This is a genomic window from Kitasatospora sp. NPDC101235, from assembly GCF_044767505.1.
In the GTDB taxonomy this organism is placed as follows: Bacteria; Actinomycetota; Actinomycetes; order Streptomycetales; family Streptomycetaceae; genus Kitasatospora.
In genome coordinates, this window is sequence record NZ_JBIWNZ010000021.1 from 134,933 (window position 1) to 152,919 (window position 17,987).

The following is a 17,987-nucleotide window of genomic DNA, read 5'->3' on the forward strand; positions in this document are numbered from 1 at the left end:
CCCGGGGCCGGAGGAGGTGTCGTGACGGGTGGTCGGCGGGGCCGGGCGGGCGCGTCCCGGCCGTCGGCGGCGGTGGGCGGCGTCCGATCAACGCCGATGGCGCGGAACGCGATCGATGTCCCGTCATGCTGCCAAAACGTCATGATCAGGGGGATTGCGGAACCCGGCCCCTCATCTATTAAGTTACTTCGAAGAAGGTGGGCGGGGCAGCACCCCCCCGTTGCTCGCCCTGCCCGCCTTCGCCGTCCCCGGCCCCGGCCGAGCCGTCCCCCGGCCCGGTCCGGACCGTCCCCAGATTCCCCCGAAGGAGAGCGACCGCCATGGGAAAGCGTCGCAAGCCCAGCCCCCCGAGCCGGGCCCGCATGGCGGTCCTCACCACGGCCATGGCGGCCGGTGGCGCGGTCCTCGCCTCCGGCACCGCCCACGCCGAGCCCGCCCCGAGCCTCGCCTCCGTCAAGGAGCAGGTCGACCAGCTCAACGAGGACGCCGAGCAGGCGATCGAGAAGTACAACGGCTTCCAGGAGAAGCAGCAGAAGCTCCAGGGCGAGGCCAACCAGATCCAGGAGAAGGTCGCCCGCGGCCAGGAGGCGATGAACGAGCTTCGGACCCGGCTCGGCGCGGTCGCCGCCGACCAGTACCGCACCAACGGCATCGACCCGTCGGTCCAGCTGATGCTCGACTCCGACCCGTCCGCCTACCTGGAGCGCGCCGCGGTGCAGAGCCAGGTCTCCGACTCCCAGGCGAACCTGCTCAAGCAGGCCCAGGACGAGCAGCGCAAGCTGGACCAGGACCGCGCCGAGGCCACCGCCACCCTGGCCTCGCTCGACTCCGTGGGCACGCAGCTGGCGGAGCAGAAGAAGGACATCCAGACCAAGCTGGCCCAGGCCCAGGCGATGCTCAACAAGCTCAGCGCCGAGGACCGCGCCAAGATCAACGCCCAGCAGACCGCCGAGAAGGCCAAGGCCGAGGCCCAGCAGGCCGCCGCGGCGGCCGCCAAGGACCGCGCCTCCCGCGGCGCCGAGCGCCCGGACATGAACGCCCCGGTGCCGGCCGCCAGCGGCCGGGCCGCGACCATCATCGCGTTCGCCCAAGCCCAGCTCGGCAAACCCTACGGCTGGGGCATGACCGGCCCCAACAGCTTCGACTGCTCCGGCCTCACCGGCGCCGCCTACCGCGCGGCGGGCGTCAAGCTCTCCCGGATGTCCCAGGACCAGTGGAACGACGGCCCGCACGTCGACCGGGCCAACCTCCAGCCCGGCGACCTGGTCTTCTTCTACGACGACATTCACCACGTCGGCCTGTACATCGGCGACGGCAAGATGATCCACGCCCCGCGCACGGGCAAGAACATCGAGGTCCTGCCGATCTCCGCGATGCCGTACAAGGGCGCCGTTCGCCCGGCCTGACCGTACGCCTCCGGTGGCCCGCTCCCGCTTCGGCGGGGGCGGGCCACCGTCGTCGTGGGGGCGTCGGTGGAGAGCCGGTCAGAGCGCGGCGAGCCGTTGCAGCAGGTGCGCCGGGTCGGTGAGGCCGCAGGCCCGGCGGACGGCGGCGTCGTGGGCGGCGGCGAGGGCGTCGAGGCGGGTCAGCCGGGTGCGGCCCTGGCGGGAGAGGTGGGCGGTGATCCGGCGGCGGTCCTGGTCGCCCTGGCGCCGGTAGACGCAGCCGGAGTCGGCCAGCGAGTCCACCAGCCGGCTCAGGCTCGCCTGCGGGATCAGCAGGGCCTGGGCCAGCTCGCCCATCGCGTGCCCCTGGCTGTCCGCGAGGGCGCGCAGCAGGCGCCACTGGTCGACGGTGCAGTCCTCCTCGGCCAGGGCGGCGGCCAGGCCGCCGGAGATCCTGCGGTGGGCCAGCGTGACCAGTTCGACCAGCAGCGGCTCCGGGGCGGCCGGGTGGTCCGCCGAGTGGTCCGCTGGGTGGTCCGTGGACTGGTCCGCCGGCTGGACCGTGGTGTGGCCGACGGGATCGCCGGGACGGCCGTCGACCCCCGGTGCGGCACCAGTTGCGGTCATCGGACGCTCCCCTTCCGGCCTTTCCCGATATCGGCGGTACGACGATACTCGCACTGTGAGCGTCGAGGTGAGGTTGATCGATCCGCTCGATGCGCTGCACTCGGTCCGGGAGGAGGCGGCGTTTCGGGTGGGCCTCGTCGTGCCGCAGTCGGGCCCGCTCGGGCTCACCGGCCCGTCCGCACTGGACGGCGCGCTGCTCGCCGCGCACGAGGTCAACGCGGGCGGCGGCGTCCTCGGCCGCCCCCTGGAGCTGGTGCTGGTGGACGGCGGCGGCGCGCCGGACCGGGTCGCCGGCGAGGTGCGGGGGCTGCTGGACGCCGGGGCGCTGGACGCGCTCGCCGGGTGCCACACCAGCGACGTGCACCGGGCGGTCGAGACCGTTGCCGCGGGCCGCATCGCGTACGTCTTCACCCCGCCGCACGAGGGCGGCTCCCGGCTGCCCGGAGTGCTCTGCACCGGTATCGACCCGTCCCGTCAACTCGGCTCAGCAGTAGGAAAGCTGACGGCTCGCCACCATATTCGGCGCTGGGCGCTGATCGGCAACGACTACATCTGGCCGCGCTCCGTCCACCGGGCCGCCGAGCGGCTCGCGGCGCGGGCCGGCGCCCGGGTGGTGCTGGAGCGGCGGGTCCCCTTCGGCGCGGTCGAGGAGGCGCTCGAACCGCTGCTGGACGCGCTGCGCGCCGCCCGCGCGGACGCCCTGCTGCTCAGCCTGATCGGGCGCGACCTGGTGCACTTCAACCGGGCGCTGCGGCGCAGCGGACTGGACCGCAACCTGGTCCGGCTCTTCGGCGCCCTGGAGGAGAACGGCCTGCTCGCGCTCGGTGGCGACGACACCGGGACGCTGTACGCCGCGATGCCCTCCTTCGCGACACTGGCCGAGGAGCGCCGGCAGAGCCTCGCCGAGCGGCACCGGGCCCTGTGCGGCCCGTGGGCGCCGGTCCTGGACGCCTACGCGGTGGGCCTGTACGAGGGCCTGCACCTGCTCGCCGACCTGGCGGCCCGACGGGCCCTGGCCCCGGACGGCCTGCTGGCGGCCGCGGGCCGGCTGCTGCACCGCGAGTGTGCGGGCCGGGCGTCGATCCACCTCGCCCGGGCCGAGGGTCTCGGCTTCGCCGTCCTGCGCTAGCCGTCCTGCGGCAGTCCTGGCGCAACAGCCCCGGCGCAACGGCTCCTTCTCGCCAGGTGGAATGTCGGAACGAAACCCTTCCATCTGGAAATAGTTGCCTCTACAGTCTCCCCACACACCCGCAGGGTCGTCACGGAGAGAGAGCACCATGGCTGACACACCCGCGCCCCAGGGCATCGAGAGCTACGGCTACCAGCAGGAACTGCGCCGTTCGCTCGGCTTCACCGACCTGCTCGTCTACGGGCTGGTGTTCATGGTGCCGATCGCGCCGTTCGGCATCTTCGGCGGTGTCTTCCAGGGCTCCGGCGGCATGGTCGCCCTGGCCTACGTCCTCGGCATGGTGGCGATGATGTTCACCGCCCTGTCGTACGCCCAGATGTCCCGGGCCTTCCCGATGGCCGGCTCGGTCTACACCTACGCGGGCCGCGGGATCGCCGCCCCGGTCGGCTTCCTGTCCGGCTGGATGATCCTGCTCGACTACGTGCTGGTGCCCGGACTGCTGTACCTGATCGCCGGCGTCGCGATGAACTCGCTGGTGCCGTCCATCCCGGTCTGGCTCTGGCTGATCGGCTTCGTGCTGCTCAACACCGTGGTCAACTACCTCGGCATCGAGACCACCAACCGGGTCAACAAGGCGATGCTGATCGGCGAACTCGTCGTACTGGCCCTGTTCGTGGTGGTCGGCGTCATCGCCCTGGCCGACGGCAAGGGCCGGGGCTTCGACTTCACCCCGCTGTACAACTCGCACACCTTCTCGTGGAGCCTGGCCTTCGGGGCGGTCTCGATCGCGGTGCTCAGCTTCCTGGGCTTCGACGGCATCTCCACCCTCTCGGAGGAGAACCGGGACTCCGCCAAGGCCATCGGCCGGTCCATGGTCGCCGCGCTGCTGCTCGCGGGCACACTGTTCATCGTGCAGACCTGGGTCGCCTCGCTGCTGGTCGCCGACCCCGACGCGCTGATCCGGGACGGCGACCCGAACGGCACCGCCTTCTACGACGCGGCCCGCACCGCCGCCGGCGGCTGGCTCGCCACGCTGACCGCCGCCTCCACCGCCGTGGCCTGGGGCTTCGCCAACTCGCTGGTCGCCCAGGCGGCCACCTCCCGGCTGCTGTACGCGATGGCCCGCGACCGCCAGCTGCCCGCCTTCCTGGCCCGGATCCACCCCACCCGCCGGGTGCCGGTCAACGCGACCCTGCTGACCGCCGGGATCTCGCTGGTGCTCGGCCTCTACATGGCCTCGCGCGAGGACGGCATCACCCTGCTGAGCACCCTGGTCAACTTCGGTGCGCTGACCACCTTCCTGGTCCTGCACGTCGCCGTGGTCGTCCACTACCTGGTCCGCAAGCGCAGCAAGGACTACTGGCGGCACCTGATCGCCCCGGCGCTCGGCTTCGCGATCCTCGCGTACGTGGTGGTCAACGCCAACATCGCGGCCCAGCGGCTCGGCTTCGTCTGGCTGCTCGTCGGCGGGATCGTGCTCGCCGGGCTGGTGGCGACCGGGCGCAAGCCCCGACTGGCCGTCGCCGAGGCCGAGGCCGAGGCCGGGATCGGGGCCGGGTCCGCCGGCGACGCCACCGCCGCCGCCACGAACGCGGCGACCGCCACGACCACCGCGAAGGCCACCACCGTCGAGGAGAAGAAGTGAGCCTGCCCGAGATCGTCCGGCTGAACCCGACCCCGGAGGACTACGCCTACACCTTCGGCGGCCGTGCCCCGCTGGTCACCGTCCAGCCCGGCACCGTCATCGAGCTGACCACCGAGGACTGCTTCGGCGGCAAGGTGCGCGGCACCGGTGACCTGCCCAGCCAGGTGTGCGTCTTCCCCTACCTCAACCCGGTCACCGGCCCCGTCGCGGTGGCCGGCGCCGAGCCCGGGGACGTCCTCGCGGTGCACTTCGTGGAGATCACCCCGGCCCGGGAGTACGGGATCTCCAGCACCTTCCCGCACTTCGGCGCGCTGACCGCGACCCACACCACCGCGATGCTGCACCCGGCGCTGGAGGAGCGGGTCTGGGTCTACGACCTGGACGCCAAGGCGGGCACCTGCCGGTTCCGGGCCCGCACCGGCGACTTCACGGTGGAGCTGCCGCTCGACCCGATGCACGGTACGGTCGGCGTCGCCCCGGCGGCCGGCGAGGTGCTGGCCTCCATCACCCCGGGGGCGCACGGTGGCAACCTGGACACCCCCGAGATGCGGGCCGGCACCACCGCCTACTTCGGGGTCAACGTCGAGGGCGGTCTGCTCGCCATCGGCGACGGCCACGCCCGGCAGGGCGAGGGCGAGGTGTGCGGCACGGCGGTGGAGGCGGCGATGCGCACCACCGTGATCGTCGACCTGGTCAAGGGCGGCGGCCCGGCCTGGCCCCGGCTGGAGAACGACGACTTCCTGATCAGCACCGGCTCGGCCCGCCCGCTGGAGGACGCGTTCCGGATCAGCCAGCACGACCTGGTCGGCTGGACCGGCGAACTGCTCGGCCTGGACCAGCTCGACGCCTACCAGCTGGTCAGCCAGGCCGGGCTGGCACCGGCGGCGAACGTCTGCGACACCAACTACACGATGGTCGCCAAGCTGCCGAAGAACCTGCTCGGCCGGGCCCGCGCCTACGACGGTCTGCACGACCGCCTGCGCGAGACCGCCGGAGCGTACCTGCGGCACCGGTAGCAACGTCGGTCCGGGCGCGCGGGTTCAAGCGCGCGGGTCAAAGTCGCGGCAAATCTCACGGACCCCCACCCCACCCCCACCCGGGGCCCGTCGGCACCCCCACGCCGACGGGCCCACGGGGGTGTCTCAGGGGTACGGCGCGCAGACCAGCAGGTACGGGAGCAGCGGCAGCACCGACACCCCGAGCCGCCAGGTCAGCCGGCGGCGTCCGCTCCCCGGCCGGGCCAGCCGCCGCACCCGGGCGAGCACCCCGGTGGACGTCGCACCCAGCGTGGCGCCGCCCGTCGAGGCTTTCCGGGCAGAAGCGTCGCCGGTCGCCAACGCGCAGAGCGCGGAGGCCAGTTCATCCCGTGAGACCCGCTCCAGCGCCGCGTCGTCGGCCGCCATCTCCAGCAGCAGCGCCACCTCGGAGCGCCCCAGCCGGGCCAGCGGCAGCGGCCCGAGCAGCAGCGCGAAGGTGTCGGCCGGCAGCCGGAACAGGTGGTGCCGGCCGCGGATGTGCCCGTGCTCGTGCGCCACGGCCGCCGTGAGCTGCCGCTCGTCCAGCAGCCGCAGGGCCCCGCGCGACAGCACCACCCGGGAACGGCGACCGGGCAGGCAGTAGACGGTCGGGCGGGCGTGCTCCAGCACCAGCGCGCCCCAGCGCCGGTCCGGTACGGCGATCACGTCCAGCACCGCCCGGTGTCGCCGCCGGGCCCGTCCGGTGCGCAGGCCGACGGCCGTCACCAGGGTGGCCGACAGGGCTCCGCCGGCGGCGAGCAGCCACCAGTCGTGGGTGTGCGGCAGCACCGGCCCCGTCGGCTCGGCGTGCGGGAGCAGGCCGAGCAGCCCGGCCGGCGGGTGGGCGAAGGGTTCCAGCGCGTGGTGCGCGGTGAGCAGCAGGGCCACGGTGAACGAGGCCATCAGCGCGAGCCAGAGCGCCGCGCCCGCCGCCGGACGGGCCTGGAGCCGGGCGGAGCCGGCCAGCCGCCGGGGCAGCAGGACGCCGGTCACCGCAAGGTGGAGGCAGAGCAGCGCGAGCGTCACTCAGGGCCCCGGGACTTCACCTGTTCGAGCGCGGCGAGCAGGGCCGAGGCCTCGTCCCCGCTGATCCGGTCGACGAAGTGGAGCAGCGCGCCCGCCCGGTCGGGGGTGGTCTCCAGTGCCTGGTGCATCAGCTGGGCGGTGTACTCCTCGCGGGTGCAGGTCGGCTCGTACACCCAGGCGCGGCCGACCTTGTCGCGGCGCAGCCAGCCCTTGGTGTGCAGGATGTCCGCGACCGTGGTGACGGTGGTGTACGCGACCGCCCGCTCCTGCTGGAGGTCGTCCACCACCTCGCGCACCGTGGCGGGCCGGCCCCAGGACCAGAACCGGCCCATGATCTCGGCCTCGAGATCGCCGAACCCCCGTAGCACCGCCCTCTTCTCCCTCGCCGAGCCGACCACCGGCGCCCCTCGCCGGCCGGAACGCGGCCCATGCTACGGCGAGCGCCGGGCGCCCGCCCCCGGACGAAGGGGGTGGACGCCCGGCGCGGTCCGGGTGGTGCCCAGGTGGTGGTCGACGAGTGTTCATGCCGTGTCCGACGCCGACCGTGAGCACTCAGGACAGCCGCCGCCCGAGCGGGATGCGGGACCGGGTGAACAGCGCCGCGAGCAGCCCCGCGACCACCGGCAGCACCAGCACGACCAGCAGCAGCTCGCCCCAGGGCGCGGTGACCAGCGCCGGCTCGGCCCCGAATCCGCTCGCCCGGGACTTCAGCAGCCCGACCGCCGGCACGAACCCGTTGACCGCCCCGAGCAGCGCGCCCAGCAGGGCGATCAGCATGCACTGAAGGCCCGCCATGCTCCGCCGGATCCGCGGCGGCGCGCCGACCGCGGCCAGCGTGGCCTGGTCCTGCCGGGAGTCGGCGGCCGCCAGGCCGGTGGCGATCCCGGCCGCGCCGAGCACGACCAGCCCGGCGAAGCCGGTGAGGGCCAGGGTGAGCGCGTCACTCTTCGGCTGGTACCCCCGCTCCACCTCCAGCCTGGCGAAACGGTCCAGCTGGACGGTGGCCGCCTCGGCGCGCTGCTGCGCCTTGCGGTCGGGCGGGGTGGCGGGCAGCCAGACCGAGCCGGTCGGCTGGGAGGAGAGCCCGAGCCCGGGCAGCGCGGAGGGTGGCACCAGGCCCTGGGCGAAGCCGGCGGCGGCCGGGTTGTCCACCAGCACCGCGTCGACCGGGACCTCCTGCAGGTCGGGCTTGGGCGCCTCGCCCGGCTGCACCGGGGCGCCGCCGCCACCGCGCAGCATCATCACGGCCTTGCCGTCGGCGCCCACCAGGGCCCGGTCGAAGACCAGCAGTTTGCCGGCGGCCAGCGCCTGTTCGGCGGCCGGGTCGTGGACGGCGAACAGGTTGTGCAGCACGTTCGCGTCACCGGTGGCCAGGTGCGGTGGGGCGGCGAGGCCGCGCAGCCCCACCGGGCCCTTGAGCTGGACGGTGCTGGAGCAGTTCTCGCAGAAGCGGTACAGCACCTCGCCGAGGTCGCCGCGCGGGCCGAGCCCGGTCAGCTGCTTCTCCAACGAGGCGCGCTCCTCGTCGAGCCGGGGGCCGTCGACGTGGGTGATGAGCTGGACGGCGCCGTACGGGGCCTGGGGCCGGTAGTCGCGCCGGTTCTCGGCGTCGGTGCTGGTGGTGTAGACGCCGATGGCGACGGCACCGGCCACTGCGGCCATCACCGCGGCCACCGCCGGAGCGGTGCGCGAGCGGTGCCGGGCGGAGTCCCGCAGCGCCAGCCGGGGCCCGAGCGGCAGCCGGCCGGCGGCCCGGCCGATCAGCGCGACCAGCATCGGGGTGCACAGCAGCAGGCCGAGCTCGGCGGTCACCGAACCGCCGAGCACGGTGAGCGTACGGGTGTCGTAGCCGCCCACGCCCGGCTGGTCGCGCTGGATCGCGCCCGCTCCGTACATCGCGAGCACGGCGCCGAGGGCGACCAGCGCCGCGCCGCACACGGTGACCCACCGGCTGGGCCCGCGGACGGTGTCCCGGCCGGTGAGCCCGGCCGTGACACTGCGGCGGGCGGCCTGCAGCGCCGGCAGCGCGGCCGCGAGCAGCGCGGTGACCAGGCCGATCCCGGCGATCGCGATCAGGTCCAGCGGCGGCACGGCGAAGTGACCGAAGCGCACGCCGCCGATCTGCTCGATCCACGGCCGCAGCACGGCGACCACCGCGGTGCCGAGCACCACGCCGACCACCGCCCCGGTCGCGCCGAGGACAACGCCGCCGCCGAGCACCACCGCACCGACGTGGGTCCGGCTGCCGCCGGCCGCGCCGAGCAGGGCGAGTTGGCGGCGCGAGCGGCGGGCGCCGACCGCGAAGGCGGGCCCGGCGAGCAGGGCGACCTCCAGCAGCGCCATGCCGGTGACCGTGGCGACGACCACCCTGGTGTTGTCGGCGCCCGTCGGACCGCTGTAGCGGTACGAGTCGCGGTAGTAGGGGACGGCCTGCTCCGGCGGCGGGGCGAGTGCCACCGAGCGTGCGGTCAGCGTGTAGCCGTGGGCGTTGAACCGCTGGACCGTGGCCCAGTCGAGGGTGGCGCCGGACGGCAGCCGGACCAGCCAGGCGGACCGGGTGGCCGAGGGCTTCTCCGCGGCGGGCCCGCCGACGGCCGACGCGCGGCTCAGCGGGTCGATCAACTCGCCGGGCCGGGCGACGAGTTCGACCCGGCTCAGCTCGCTCGGGTGCTCGACCACGCCGGTGATGGTGTAGGTGGTGCGCTCCAGGCCCTGGACGGTGGTGGTGGCGCCGGGCTCCAGCCCGGAGCGGTCCAGGAAGGCCCGGGTGACGGCCACTTCGTGCGGGGCGCTCGGGGCGCGGCCCTCGACCAGATCGAGCCGGCCGCGCCAGATCGGGTCACCGAGGTCGGCCTCGGTGGTGAGGGCGCGGACCAGGCCCTCGGGCGAGGTCGCGCCCGTCTCCGGCCCGGGCCGGGCCGGGGTGAGCGCGCTGCCGGGCGGCAGCAGCGAACCGATCAGGGCGGTCGGGTCGGTGCTCGCCCCCTTCTGCTGTTCGGCCGTCGGCTGTTCCCCCGGGCGTGGCGGGACGGACAAGACGCCGTCCTCGGCGATCGGGGCCTGCTCGACCAGCCGGCCCGGGTCGAGCGACGTGACCAGGGCGTCAGCGCCGCCCACCACCCGCTCCACCCGCTCGGCCGGGGTCAGCTGCCCGCTGCGGTGGACCACGTCGGCGCCGGTGACGCCGAGGACGGGCAGCGCGATCATGGCGGCGATCAGCGCGCTGCGGCCCTTGGCGCGCAGTGCGTCGCGGCGGGCGATGCGCAGGGCGACCCGCCAGGCTCCGAGCCTCACGGCGCCACCTCGCCGACCCAGCCGGACCGCTGCACCGCCGCGAGGCGGGCGGAGGAGCGTCGACCGGGGGTCTCCGAGGCGACCGCGCCGTCCCGCAGGTGGACCACGCGGTCCGCCCAACTGGCGTGGGCCGCCTCGTGGGTGACCATCATCGCGGCCGCGCCGGCGTCGCAGCGGGCGCGCAGCACGGCGAGCACCGCCTCGCCGGTGGCCGAGTCGAGGGCGCCGGTGGGCTCGTCGGCGAGCACCAGCCGGCGCTCGCCGATCAGCGCCCGGGCGATCGCGACCCGCTGCTGCTGGCCGCCGGACATGTCGTCGGGGAAGCGGTCGGCGAGCTCGCCGATGCCCAGCTCCTCCAGCGCGGCCAGCGCCTCCCGGCGGGCCCGGCGTCCCGGGGCGCCGTCCAGCTCGCGCGGCAGGGCGATGTTCTCGGCGGCGGTGAGGGCCGGGATCAGGTTGTAGTCCTGGAAGACGTACCCGATCGAGCGCCGCCGCAGGTCGGCGAGCCTGCCGCGGCCGAGGCCGCCGAGCGCGACCCCCTCCACCAGCACCTCGCCGTCGGTGGGCTGGTCCAGCCCTCCGGCCAGGGTCAGCAGGGTGGACTTCCCGGAGCCGGACGGGCCCATGACGGCGACGAACTCGCCGGGGTGGACGGTCAGGTCGATGCCGCGCAGGGCGTGCACCTCGGCGGCGCCCCGCCCGTGCACGCGGGTGACGCCGGCCAGGCGCAGGACGGGCGCGGGCCGGGTCGGATCGGTGTGGGACACACTTCCCCCTCGTGAGCTGCTCAACTGCATATGTCGGTGAACTATATATGCCGGAGGACGTGGCGCGGGGCGGGACGGTTCCCGGATGGGAGTGATCGGATTCGGTCAAACTTCTACAAAGCTGTCGAGGATGCGGTGGAAACCCGGCCCGGGTCGTTCGGGGTCGGTCTATGCTCGGGAAGGCCTCCCTTGACGGTGGCTCCGGGCGGCTCCGGGCCGCCGGCGCCCGGCCATGGCGCGAGGCGCCTCGCCCGACGCGCGGTCAGGTCCGCGTGCGCCGGCCCGCAGGGCTGGTGCGGCCGCCCTGCGCGCCTACCCGCCGGGCGCGACGGCGGTGGTCATCATCGAGGTCGTCCCGATCGCGCGCCGAACCGCCGACCGCGTGTCACCGCCCGTACGGACGGGCGGTGGGCCGCGGCTCGCCACCCGTCCGTACCCTCCTCCCGCGAAGGAGGTGCCGTCGTGCACACCCTGACCACCGCCGACTTCCTGGTCCGGCTCGCCACCGGTGTCGCCTGCGGCGCGCTGATCGGCGTCGAACGCCAGTGGCGGGCCCGGATGGCCGGCCTGCGCACCAACGCCCTGGTCGCCGCCGGCGCCACCCTGTTCGTGCTGTACAGCGAGGCCGTCGGCGACGTCAGCAGCCCCACCCGGGTCGCCTCGTACGTCGTCTCCGGCATCGGCTTCCTCGGCGGTGGCGTCATCCTGCGCGACGGCGCCGGCATCCGCGGCCTCAACACCGCGGCCACGCTGTGGTGTTCGGCCGCCGTCGGAGTGCTGGCCGCCTCCGGCAAACTGGAGCTCGCCGTCCTCGGCACGCTCGCCGTGCTCGCCGTCCACCTGGTGCTGCGCCCGGCCGGCCGGCTGCTCGACCGGGCCCCGCATTCCGGCAGCGACCCGGACTCCACCGGCCGCGCCACCGTCCACCTGGAGTGCGACCGCAAGTCCGAGACCCACATCCGGGCCCTGCTGCTCCAGGCCCTCGCGGCCTCCGGTCTCGCCCCGACCGGCCTGCGCGCCCGCCGCACCGACAGCGGGGACGCCACCAGCCTGCGGGCCACCGTCGCGATCACCGGCCAGGTCGCCCCGGCGCTCGAACAGGTCGTCACCCGGCTGTCGTTGGAGCCCGGCGTGCGTGATCTGCACTGGCACCTGGAAGACGAGCCGGAGGAGCCCGGGAACCCGGCGCTCGCCTGAGGGAGTGGAACGGAAGGCCCGCCACCACCCGAACCGTCCCCCGAACCGTCTGGAGGCCCGATGCCGACCCCCGATCCCGAGCACGGGCCGCTGGTGCCGATGCTGCTGGTGCTGACCGTGGTCACCGGAGTGGTGGACGCGGTCAGCTACCTGGAACTCGGCCACGTCTTCGTCGCCAACATGACCGGCAACGTGGTGTTCCTCGGCTTCGCCCTGGCCGGTGCGGCCAACCTCTCCGCCACCGCCTCGCTGACCGCTCTCGCCGCCTTCGTGCTCGGCGCCCTGGCCGGCGGCCACCTCGCCCGCCGGCTGCCCGGCCACCGCGGGCACCTGCTGACCGCCGCCGTCGCCGTCCAGTCGGTGCTGGTCGCGGCGGCCACCGTGCTGGCGGCGGTGGCCGGCCACACCTCCGACCCGGCCCGCTACACCCTGATCGGGCTGCTCGGTTTCGCCATGGGCGGTCAGAACGCGGTGGTCCGTGCCCTGAAGGTGCCCGACCTCACCACCACCGTGCTCACCATGACCATCACGGCCCTCGCCGCCGACCGCGCCGGCCCCCGCCGCCTCGCCTCCGCGGTCTGGATGTTCGCCGGAGCCCTGTTCGGCGCCCTCCTCGTCCTCCGTGTCGACGTTCCCGTCGCCCTCGCCCTGGCCCTCGCCCTCCTCCTCGCCGTCGCCGCCCTCACCCACCACGCCGCCAGGCGCACCCCCACCCCGGCCTGGACCCGCCCGCTCTGACCGGGCCACGCCGGCCCCGGAGCCGCCGCCCGCCAGGACGGTTCTCCTGCCGACCCGTCGCCCGTCTCCGATCGGCCCGCGTCAGCGCGCGGCCCAGCCGCGGTCATGCCGCTGCCCTGCCGGTGCGCTACCGTCCCGGCAGGCCCGCGGATCGTCTTGAAAGGACGGGTGAGGTGTATGGGTGCCAGCGCCTGGTCGTACGCGGTTCCCTACCAGGAGGATCTCCAGGCCGCCCTGAACGGGTTGAGGGAGAGAGTCTTCACGGAGGACGAGTACTACCGGGAGGAGGGGGTCGAATCGCTCGCGGAGCTCATGGACTCCGGCCGTCTCGCGGAGGAGGGCGCGCACTCCGTGCTCGACGTGGTCACCGTGGTCCACTGCGCCGTCGACGAGGAGGACCACGGCGACGTCCGGGTGGTGGAGGGGGCCGAGGTCGCGGAGCTGTTCGGCACCGGCCGGCCTTCGCTGGACGCCGTCCGCGCCGCCGAGGAACAGGGCGGGGGCGACATCGACTTCCCACCCTCCTTCCGGGGCTCGGGATGCTGCACGATCACCTACGGACCGGAGGGCGCTCCTGACGGCCTGTACTTCTGGGGCATCACCGGCGACTGACGGGATGCCGCCTCGGCCCGGTCAGTCCTCCCGGCGGTGGCCGGCGCGGCCGCTCCAGAGGGGTTCGAGGCGGGCCCAGTCGGCGGTCCAGGCGGTTTCGGCGCGACGGTCGAGGGTGTGGAGGCGCACGCGGAGGGCGAGGGTGAGCAGGGCCAGGAGGATGAGGAGGGCGCCCGCGCCGGTGCAGGCGGCGGAGACGGCGAGGGCCACCCGGTTGGCCGGGGGATCGGAGACGGCGCCGGCCGGGTCGACCCAGACGGGGACGCGGTTGCCGATGACGGCCGAATGCGGGGCCTGGACGGTGCCGAGGTGCTGGGTGCCGTCCGGGGCGGTCCAGGCGGCGTCGACGTCGACGCGGTCGCTGTAGCCGCCGGCGAAGCGGCTGCCGGTGGCGGCGGTGCGGTCCGGGATGTTGCGGACCACGGCGTCGACCTGGCGCAGCCGGTCGCGGTCGGCGTCGGCCCGGGCCGCGGTCGAGCGGTAGAGGAGCAGGCTGCCGCCCACGGTCAGCGCGAGGGCGAGCACCGCGCCGAGCACGGCTGACAGCCAGGCGCGGGCCCGGGAGCGGTCGAGGGGGCGGACGAGCGGCTCGTGCCGGGCACCGAGGGCCCGCCGCAGCCGCCGGCCGGTGCGCCGCGGGAGCGACGCGGGCCTGGCCGGACGGGGTGTGCTGGACACGGTGAGTGCTCCTCAGGGGCGCGGGGACACAGGGAGGTTCCGCCCCCAATGTCCACCAGGCGGCCCCCCGCGCACAAGAGTCGTGCGCGCCCGTAGGACCGCCAGGGCCGCTCGGCCCCGCGGGCGGGACGTTCGGCCCCTCGGCGGTCGCCGCCCGGTCCGGCAGGCTGGGAACCGGCGGCGTCCTCCCGGTGCTTGGGCGCGGCCGTGGCCCGGTTCGACCGTGGGGGCGCCGGGCCGAGGTACGGAGCAGGGGGTGGTCGTGGGGTCACCCCCTGCCTGTGCCGTGTCCGGCTCCTGCCCGTTCTCCGCCCCTTCTCTGCCGGGAAACTGACGTTGCCCCAGCTCGGGGCCGTATTCTGCCCGACTATACACTCGGAGTATACGCCGGGTGTATGTTTCTCTCATGAGTGTTCCTTTGACCCTGCTGGGGCTGCTGGAGCGTGAGCCGAGCCACGGCTACGACCTCAAGCGCGACTACGACGCCCTCTTCGGCCGCGGCAAGCCCCTTCCGTACGGCCAGGTCTACGCGACCCTCGGGCGGCTGGCCCGTGACGGCAAGGTGGTGGCCGGCGAGGCGGAGCCCGGCGACGGGCCCGAGCGCAAGCGGTACGTCATCACCGAGACCGGGGCGACCGAGTTCGAGACCTGGCTCCAGGAGCCGGTCGCGCCCGAGCCCAACCTCCAGTCCGTGCTGTTCACCAAGGTGGTGCTGGCCCTGATGCTGGGCCGCGACGCCGAGCACTACCTGGACACCCAGCGCGCCGCCCACCTGCGCCGGATGCGTGAACTCACCGAACTGCGCCGCACCGGCGCCCTGGTGGACTCCCTGCTCGCCGACCACGGCCTGTTCCACCTGGAGGCCGACCTGCGCTGGATCGACCTCACCGCCGCCCGGCTGGACGCGCTCGCCGCGGAGGTGAAGGCGTGACCGTGATCATCGAGGCCCGCGACGTCGCCCTCGCCTTCGGCGAGACCCCCGCCCTGCGCGGGGCCGACCTGTCCGTTCAGGCAGGCGAGGTGCTCGCCATCATGGGCCCCAGCGGCTCGGGCAAGTCGACGTTACTGCACTGCCTGGCCGGCATCCTGGTGCCCGACGCGGGCGAGGTGCTGTTCAACGGGCAGCGCCTGGACACCATGCCGGAGGCCCGGCGCAGCGCCCTGCGCCGGGACCACTTCGGCTTCGTCTTCCAGTTCGGCCAGCTGGTGCCGGAGTTGACGGCCGAGGAGAACGTCGCCCTGCCGCTGCTGCTGAACGGCGTACGGCGCGGCGCCGCGCTGGCCGAGGCCCGCCCGTGGTTCGCCCGGCTCGGCCTGGACGGCCTGGAGCGGCGCCGCTCCGGCGAGCTGTCGGGCGGTCAGGCCCAGCGGGTCGCGCTGGCCCGCGGCCTGGTGGCCCGTCCGCAGGTGCTGTTCGCCGACGAGCCGACCGGCGCGCTGGACTCGCTGACCGGCGAACAGGTGATGGAACTGATGGTCACCTCGGCCAAGGAGCAGGGCACCACCGTCATCCTGGTCACCCACGAGGCCCGGGTCGCCGCGTACGCGGACCGCGAGGCGGTCGTCCGGGACGGCCGGGCCCGCACCCTCTCCGCCGGACCGGTGGCCTCGTGATCTCCTTCTCGCTCCGGCTGGCCGTCAGCGGCGGCCGGGAGGCGGTGGCCCGGCTGGTGACGATCACGGCGGCCGTCGCGATCGGGGTCGGGCTGCTGCTCTCGACCTTCGCCGGCATCCACGCGATCGACGGGACCAACCAGCGGCAGCTCTGGATGAACACGGGGGCCAAGGACGCCACCGTGGCGGCCCCGGCGGACCCGCTCCGGTGGGCCGCCCGGATGGACTACTACCGGGGGAAGAGGGTCTTCCGGGCCGACGTCGCCGCCACCGGGGCCACCTCGCCCGTCCCGCCCGGCCTGAGCAGGCTGCCGGGACCGGGCGAGTACTACGCCTCGCCCGCCCTGGAGAAGCTGCTGCGCGACGTCCCGGCCGTCGAGCTGGGCGACCGCTTCCCGGGCCGGCTGGTCGGCTCCCTCGGGAACGACGCGCTGCCCTCCCCGGACACCCTGGCGGCGGTCGTGGGCCGTACGGAGGACGAGGTCAAGGCCCTGCCGAGGGCCACCACCGTCACGAGCATCGCCACCGTCGTGCCGGCCGACTGCGACAGCGGCTGCTTCGGCGCCGGCGTGAACGGCGACGCGCTGGTCCTGGTGCTCACCGTGGTGGCCGGGGCGCTGATCTTCCCGGTGCTGATCTTCATCGGCACCGCGACCCGGCTGTCCGCCGCCACCCGGGAGCAGCGCTACGCCGCGATGCGCCTGGTGGGGGCCACCCCGGGCCAGGTGTCGGTCATCTCGGCGGTGGAGTCCACGGTGGCCGCGGCGGCCGGCACCGTCCTCGGCTTCGGCCTGTACCTCGCCCTGAAGCCCCTGGTGGCCGACGTGCCGTTCACCGGCGAGCGCTTCTTCATCGACGATCTGGGCATCGGCCTCCCGCAGGCGGCCGGGATGGTGCTGGGCGTACCGGTGGCGGCCGCGCTCGCCGCCCGGTTCGCGCTGCGCCGGGTCGCCATCTCGCCGCTCGGGGTCAGCCGCAGGGTCACCCCGAAGCCGCCCGGCGCCTGGCGGGTGGCCCCGCTGCTGGCCGGCCTGGGCGAGCTGGGCTACTTCGTCGGAAACCCTCCGGGAACCACCAACGCGCAGTCGGCGGGCTACCTCAGCGGCTTCGTGCTGGTGATGCTCGGTCTGGTGATCGCGGGGCCGTGGATCACCATGGCGGCCTCCCGGGCCGTGGCCCGGCGGACCAGCCGTCCGGCCACGCTGATCGCGATGCGACGGCTGGGCGATGACCCGAGGACGGGCTTCCGCTCGGTCGCCGGCCTGGTGCTGGCCCTGTTCGTGACCACCGCGACGCTGGGCATCATCGGCAGCATCAACGCGAACATGAGCTCGCTCTTCGGTGTTCGGGAGGTCCTCAAGTCCGTGGTGGCCACCCCGGCGAACGGCCCGTGGAGTCCGCTGGTGGTCCCGGCGGTGCCCGAGGGCCTGGAGGCGCGGGCCCGGGCCGTCCCGGGCTTCGAGGGGATGGCACTGGTGCACGACAACCCGGCCGGGATCGGCGCGTACCAGTACGGCCGGGAGCGGATCGTGCCTCCCCTGGTGCGCTGTTCGGAACTCGCGCGGATTCCCGTGGTCGGCCACTGCGCGCCGGGGGCCGTCGTCGCGGCCGTCGACCGGGACGTGTTCCTGGACCTCCAGGCGAACACCGACAAGGAGTGGCCGACAGCGCCGGTCTCCGCCGAGGAGGTCGCCACCCTCCCGGTGCGGATGGTCTACGCGACCACCGACGGCTCCCAGTCCGCCAAGGAACAGCTGCGGACGATCTTCGACCGGGAACTCCCGCGCTACGGGACCCGGATGGCGCAGGACTGGAGCTCCGTGGCGCAGAAGAAGCTCCAGGGCTGGCAGCAGCTCGCGAACGTCGTCCTGCTGACCACCCTGCCGATCGCCGGGTGCAGCCTCGCGGTGAGCGTGGTGGCCGGGCTCTCCGACCGCCGCCGCCCGTTCGCGATGCTGCGGCTGACCGGGGCGCCGCTGCGGCTGCTGCAACGCGTGCTCGGGCTGGAGAGCGCGTTGCCGCTGCTGGTGGTGTCGGCGGTCGCGATCGGGACGGGCTTCGCCGCGGCGGCGATGTTCCTCAAGGCGCAGATGAAGGTGGACCTGGTGCCCCTGGGCGCGGAGTACTACGGGCTGACGGCCTTCGGGCTGGTCGCCTCGCTCGGGATCATCGCCTCGACGCTGCCGCTGCTGAAGCGGATCACCGGGCCGGAGGCGGCCCGCAACGGCTGATCCCCTCCGGCCCGGAGCCGGCCCCGTC

At 74.5% G+C, this 17,987-nt stretch carries 16 protein-coding genes; 10 read left to right on the top strand and 6 right to left on the bottom strand.

Annotated elements, in window-relative coordinates:
- The first annotated feature begins 320 nt into the window (after nucleotides 1-320).
- The gene (locus tag ACIRRH_RS29850; protein WP_403073570.1) at nucleotides 321-1,406 is read left to right on the top strand and encodes an NlpC/P60 family protein; all 1,086 of its coding nucleotides are present in this window, start codon (nucleotides 321-323) and stop codon (nucleotides 1,404-1,406) included.
- A 78-nt stretch (nucleotides 1,407-1,484) separates the two neighbouring features.
- Here ACIRRH_RS29850 and ACIRRH_RS29855 read toward each other — a convergent pair whose 3' ends face one another.
- Entirely contained in the window at nucleotides 1,485-2,012 is a 528-nt protein-coding gene (locus tag ACIRRH_RS29855) for a MarR family winged helix-turn-helix transcriptional regulator (protein ID WP_403073572.1), read from the bottom strand.
- Nucleotides 2,013-2,067: 55 nt separating this feature from the next.
- On the opposite strand from ACIRRH_RS29855, the gene ACIRRH_RS29860 reads away from it, so the two are divergent.
- The 3 genes from ACIRRH_RS29860 (at nucleotide 2,068) to ACIRRH_RS29870 (ending at nucleotide 5,802) form a co-directional block, all read left to right on the top strand.
- Nucleotides 2,068-3,141: an ABC transporter substrate-binding protein gene (locus ACIRRH_RS29860; protein WP_403073574.1), complete on the top strand. Its 1,074-nt coding sequence runs from the start codon at nucleotides 2,068-2,070 to the stop codon at nucleotides 3,139-3,141.
- Between the two features lie 148 nt (nucleotides 3,142-3,289).
- Nucleotides 3,290-4,786, top strand: coding sequence for an APC family permease (locus ACIRRH_RS29865; protein WP_403073576.1), 1,497 nt, complete (start codon nucleotides 3,290-3,292; stop codon nucleotides 4,784-4,786).
- Nucleotides 4,783-5,802, top strand: coding sequence for an acetamidase/formamidase family protein (locus ACIRRH_RS29870; RefSeq protein ID WP_403073577.1), 1,020 nt, complete (start codon nucleotides 4,783-4,785; stop codon nucleotides 5,800-5,802). The genes ACIRRH_RS29865 and ACIRRH_RS29870 overlap by 4 nt, the downstream gene beginning before the upstream one ends.
- A gap of 126 nt (nucleotides 5,803-5,928) precedes the next feature.
- Here ACIRRH_RS29870 and ACIRRH_RS29875 read toward each other — a convergent pair whose 3' ends face one another.
- The 4 genes from ACIRRH_RS29875 to ACIRRH_RS29890 form a co-directional block, all read right to left on the bottom strand.
- Entirely contained in the window at nucleotides 5,929-6,828 is a 900-nt protein-coding gene (locus ACIRRH_RS29875; protein ID WP_403073579.1) for a M56 family metallopeptidase, read from the bottom strand.
- On the bottom strand, nucleotides 6,825-7,196 hold the full coding sequence (locus ACIRRH_RS29880) for a BlaI/MecI/CopY family transcriptional regulator (RefSeq protein WP_403073581.1): 372 nt from the start codon (nucleotides 7,194-7,196) through the stop codon (nucleotides 6,825-6,827). The genes ACIRRH_RS29875 and ACIRRH_RS29880 overlap by 4 nt, the downstream gene beginning before the upstream one ends.
- 184 nt (nucleotides 7,197-7,380) lie before the next feature.
- Nucleotides 7,381-10,122 (bottom strand): FtsX-like permease family protein, encoded by a 2,742-nt coding sequence (locus ACIRRH_RS29885; RefSeq protein WP_403073582.1) that lies wholly within the window; start codon nucleotides 10,120-10,122, stop codon nucleotides 7,381-7,383.
- Nucleotides 10,119-10,919: an ABC transporter ATP-binding protein gene (locus ACIRRH_RS29890; RefSeq protein ID WP_403073584.1), complete on the bottom strand. Its 801-nt coding sequence runs from the start codon at nucleotides 10,917-10,919 to the stop codon at nucleotides 10,119-10,121. The genes ACIRRH_RS29885 and ACIRRH_RS29890 overlap by 4 nt, the downstream gene beginning before the upstream one ends.
- Before the next feature lie 432 nt (nucleotides 10,920-11,351).
- Between ACIRRH_RS29890 and ACIRRH_RS29895 the strand changes: the two genes are divergently transcribed.
- The 3 genes from ACIRRH_RS29895 to ACIRRH_RS29905 all read left to right on the top strand — a co-directional run bounded on the left by ACIRRH_RS29895 (nucleotide 11,352) and on the right by ACIRRH_RS29905 (nucleotide 13,436).
- On the top strand, nucleotides 11,352-12,086 hold the full coding sequence (locus tag ACIRRH_RS29895; RefSeq protein ID WP_403073585.1) for an MgtC/SapB family protein: 735 nt from the start codon (nucleotides 11,352-11,354) through the stop codon (nucleotides 12,084-12,086).
- A gap of 60 nt (nucleotides 12,087-12,146) precedes the next feature.
- Complete coding sequence (locus ACIRRH_RS29900) at nucleotides 12,147-12,824, top strand: YoaK family protein (RefSeq protein WP_403073587.1); 678 nt, start codon at nucleotides 12,147-12,149, stop codon at nucleotides 12,822-12,824.
- Nucleotides 12,825-13,001: 177 nt separating this feature from the next.
- Nucleotides 13,002-13,436 (top strand): hypothetical protein, encoded by a 435-nt coding sequence (locus tag ACIRRH_RS29905; protein WP_403073589.1) that lies wholly within the window; start codon nucleotides 13,002-13,004, stop codon nucleotides 13,434-13,436.
- Between the two features lie 21 nt (nucleotides 13,437-13,457).
- Here ACIRRH_RS29905 and ACIRRH_RS29910 read toward each other — a convergent pair whose 3' ends face one another.
- Entirely contained in the window at nucleotides 13,458-14,114 is a 657-nt protein-coding gene (locus tag ACIRRH_RS29910) for a hypothetical protein (protein WP_403073591.1), read from the bottom strand.
- Between the two features lie 406 nt (nucleotides 14,115-14,520).
- On the opposite strand from ACIRRH_RS29910, the gene ACIRRH_RS29915 reads away from it, so the two are divergent.
- From ACIRRH_RS29915 to ACIRRH_RS29925, 3 genes are read left to right on the top strand one after another with little or no spacing between them, the layout of a single operon-like run.
- Nucleotides 14,521-15,045, top strand: a complete 525-nt coding sequence (locus ACIRRH_RS29915; RefSeq protein ID WP_403073593.1) for a PadR family transcriptional regulator — start codon at nucleotides 14,521-14,523, stop codon at nucleotides 15,043-15,045.
- Nucleotides 15,042-15,728 (top strand): ABC transporter ATP-binding protein, encoded by a 687-nt coding sequence (locus ACIRRH_RS29920; protein ID WP_403073594.1) that lies wholly within the window; start codon nucleotides 15,042-15,044, stop codon nucleotides 15,726-15,728. The genes ACIRRH_RS29915 and ACIRRH_RS29920 overlap by 4 nt, the downstream gene beginning before the upstream one ends.
- Nucleotides 15,725-17,959 carry an FtsX-like permease family protein gene (locus ACIRRH_RS29925; RefSeq protein WP_403073596.1) on the top strand — a complete coding sequence of 745 codons (2,235 nt, stop codon included), beginning with the start codon at nucleotides 15,725-15,727 and terminating at the stop codon, nucleotides 17,957-17,959. Before ACIRRH_RS29920 ends, ACIRRH_RS29925 begins: the two co-directional genes overlap by 4 nt.
- Nucleotides 17,960-17,987: the final 28 nt, after the last annotated feature.

Coding starts and splice junctions, on each gene's coding strand:
- ACIRRH_RS29850 (WP_403073570.1), top strand. CDS start 321: ATGGGAAAGCGTCGCAAGCCCAGCCCCCCGAGCCGGGCCCGCATGGCG.
- ACIRRH_RS29855 (WP_403073572.1), bottom strand. CDS start 2,012: ATGACCGCAACTGGTGCCGCACCGGGGGTCGACGGCCGTCCCGGCGAT.
- ACIRRH_RS29865 (WP_403073576.1), top strand. CDS start 3,290: ATGGCTGACACACCCGCGCCCCAGGGCATCGAGAGCTACGGCTACCAG.
- ACIRRH_RS29890 (WP_403073584.1), bottom strand. CDS start 10,919: ATGCAGTTGAGCAGCTCACGAGGGGGAAGTGTGTCCCACACCGATCCG.
- ACIRRH_RS29900 (WP_403073587.1), top strand. CDS start 12,147: ATGCCGACCCCCGATCCCGAGCACGGGCCGCTGGTGCCGATGCTGCTG.
- ACIRRH_RS29905 (WP_403073589.1), top strand. CDS start 13,002: ATGGGTGCCAGCGCCTGGTCGTACGCGGTTCCCTACCAGGAGGATCTC.
- ACIRRH_RS29915 (WP_403073593.1), top strand. CDS start 14,521: ATGAGTGTTCCTTTGACCCTGCTGGGGCTGCTGGAGCGTGAGCCGAGC.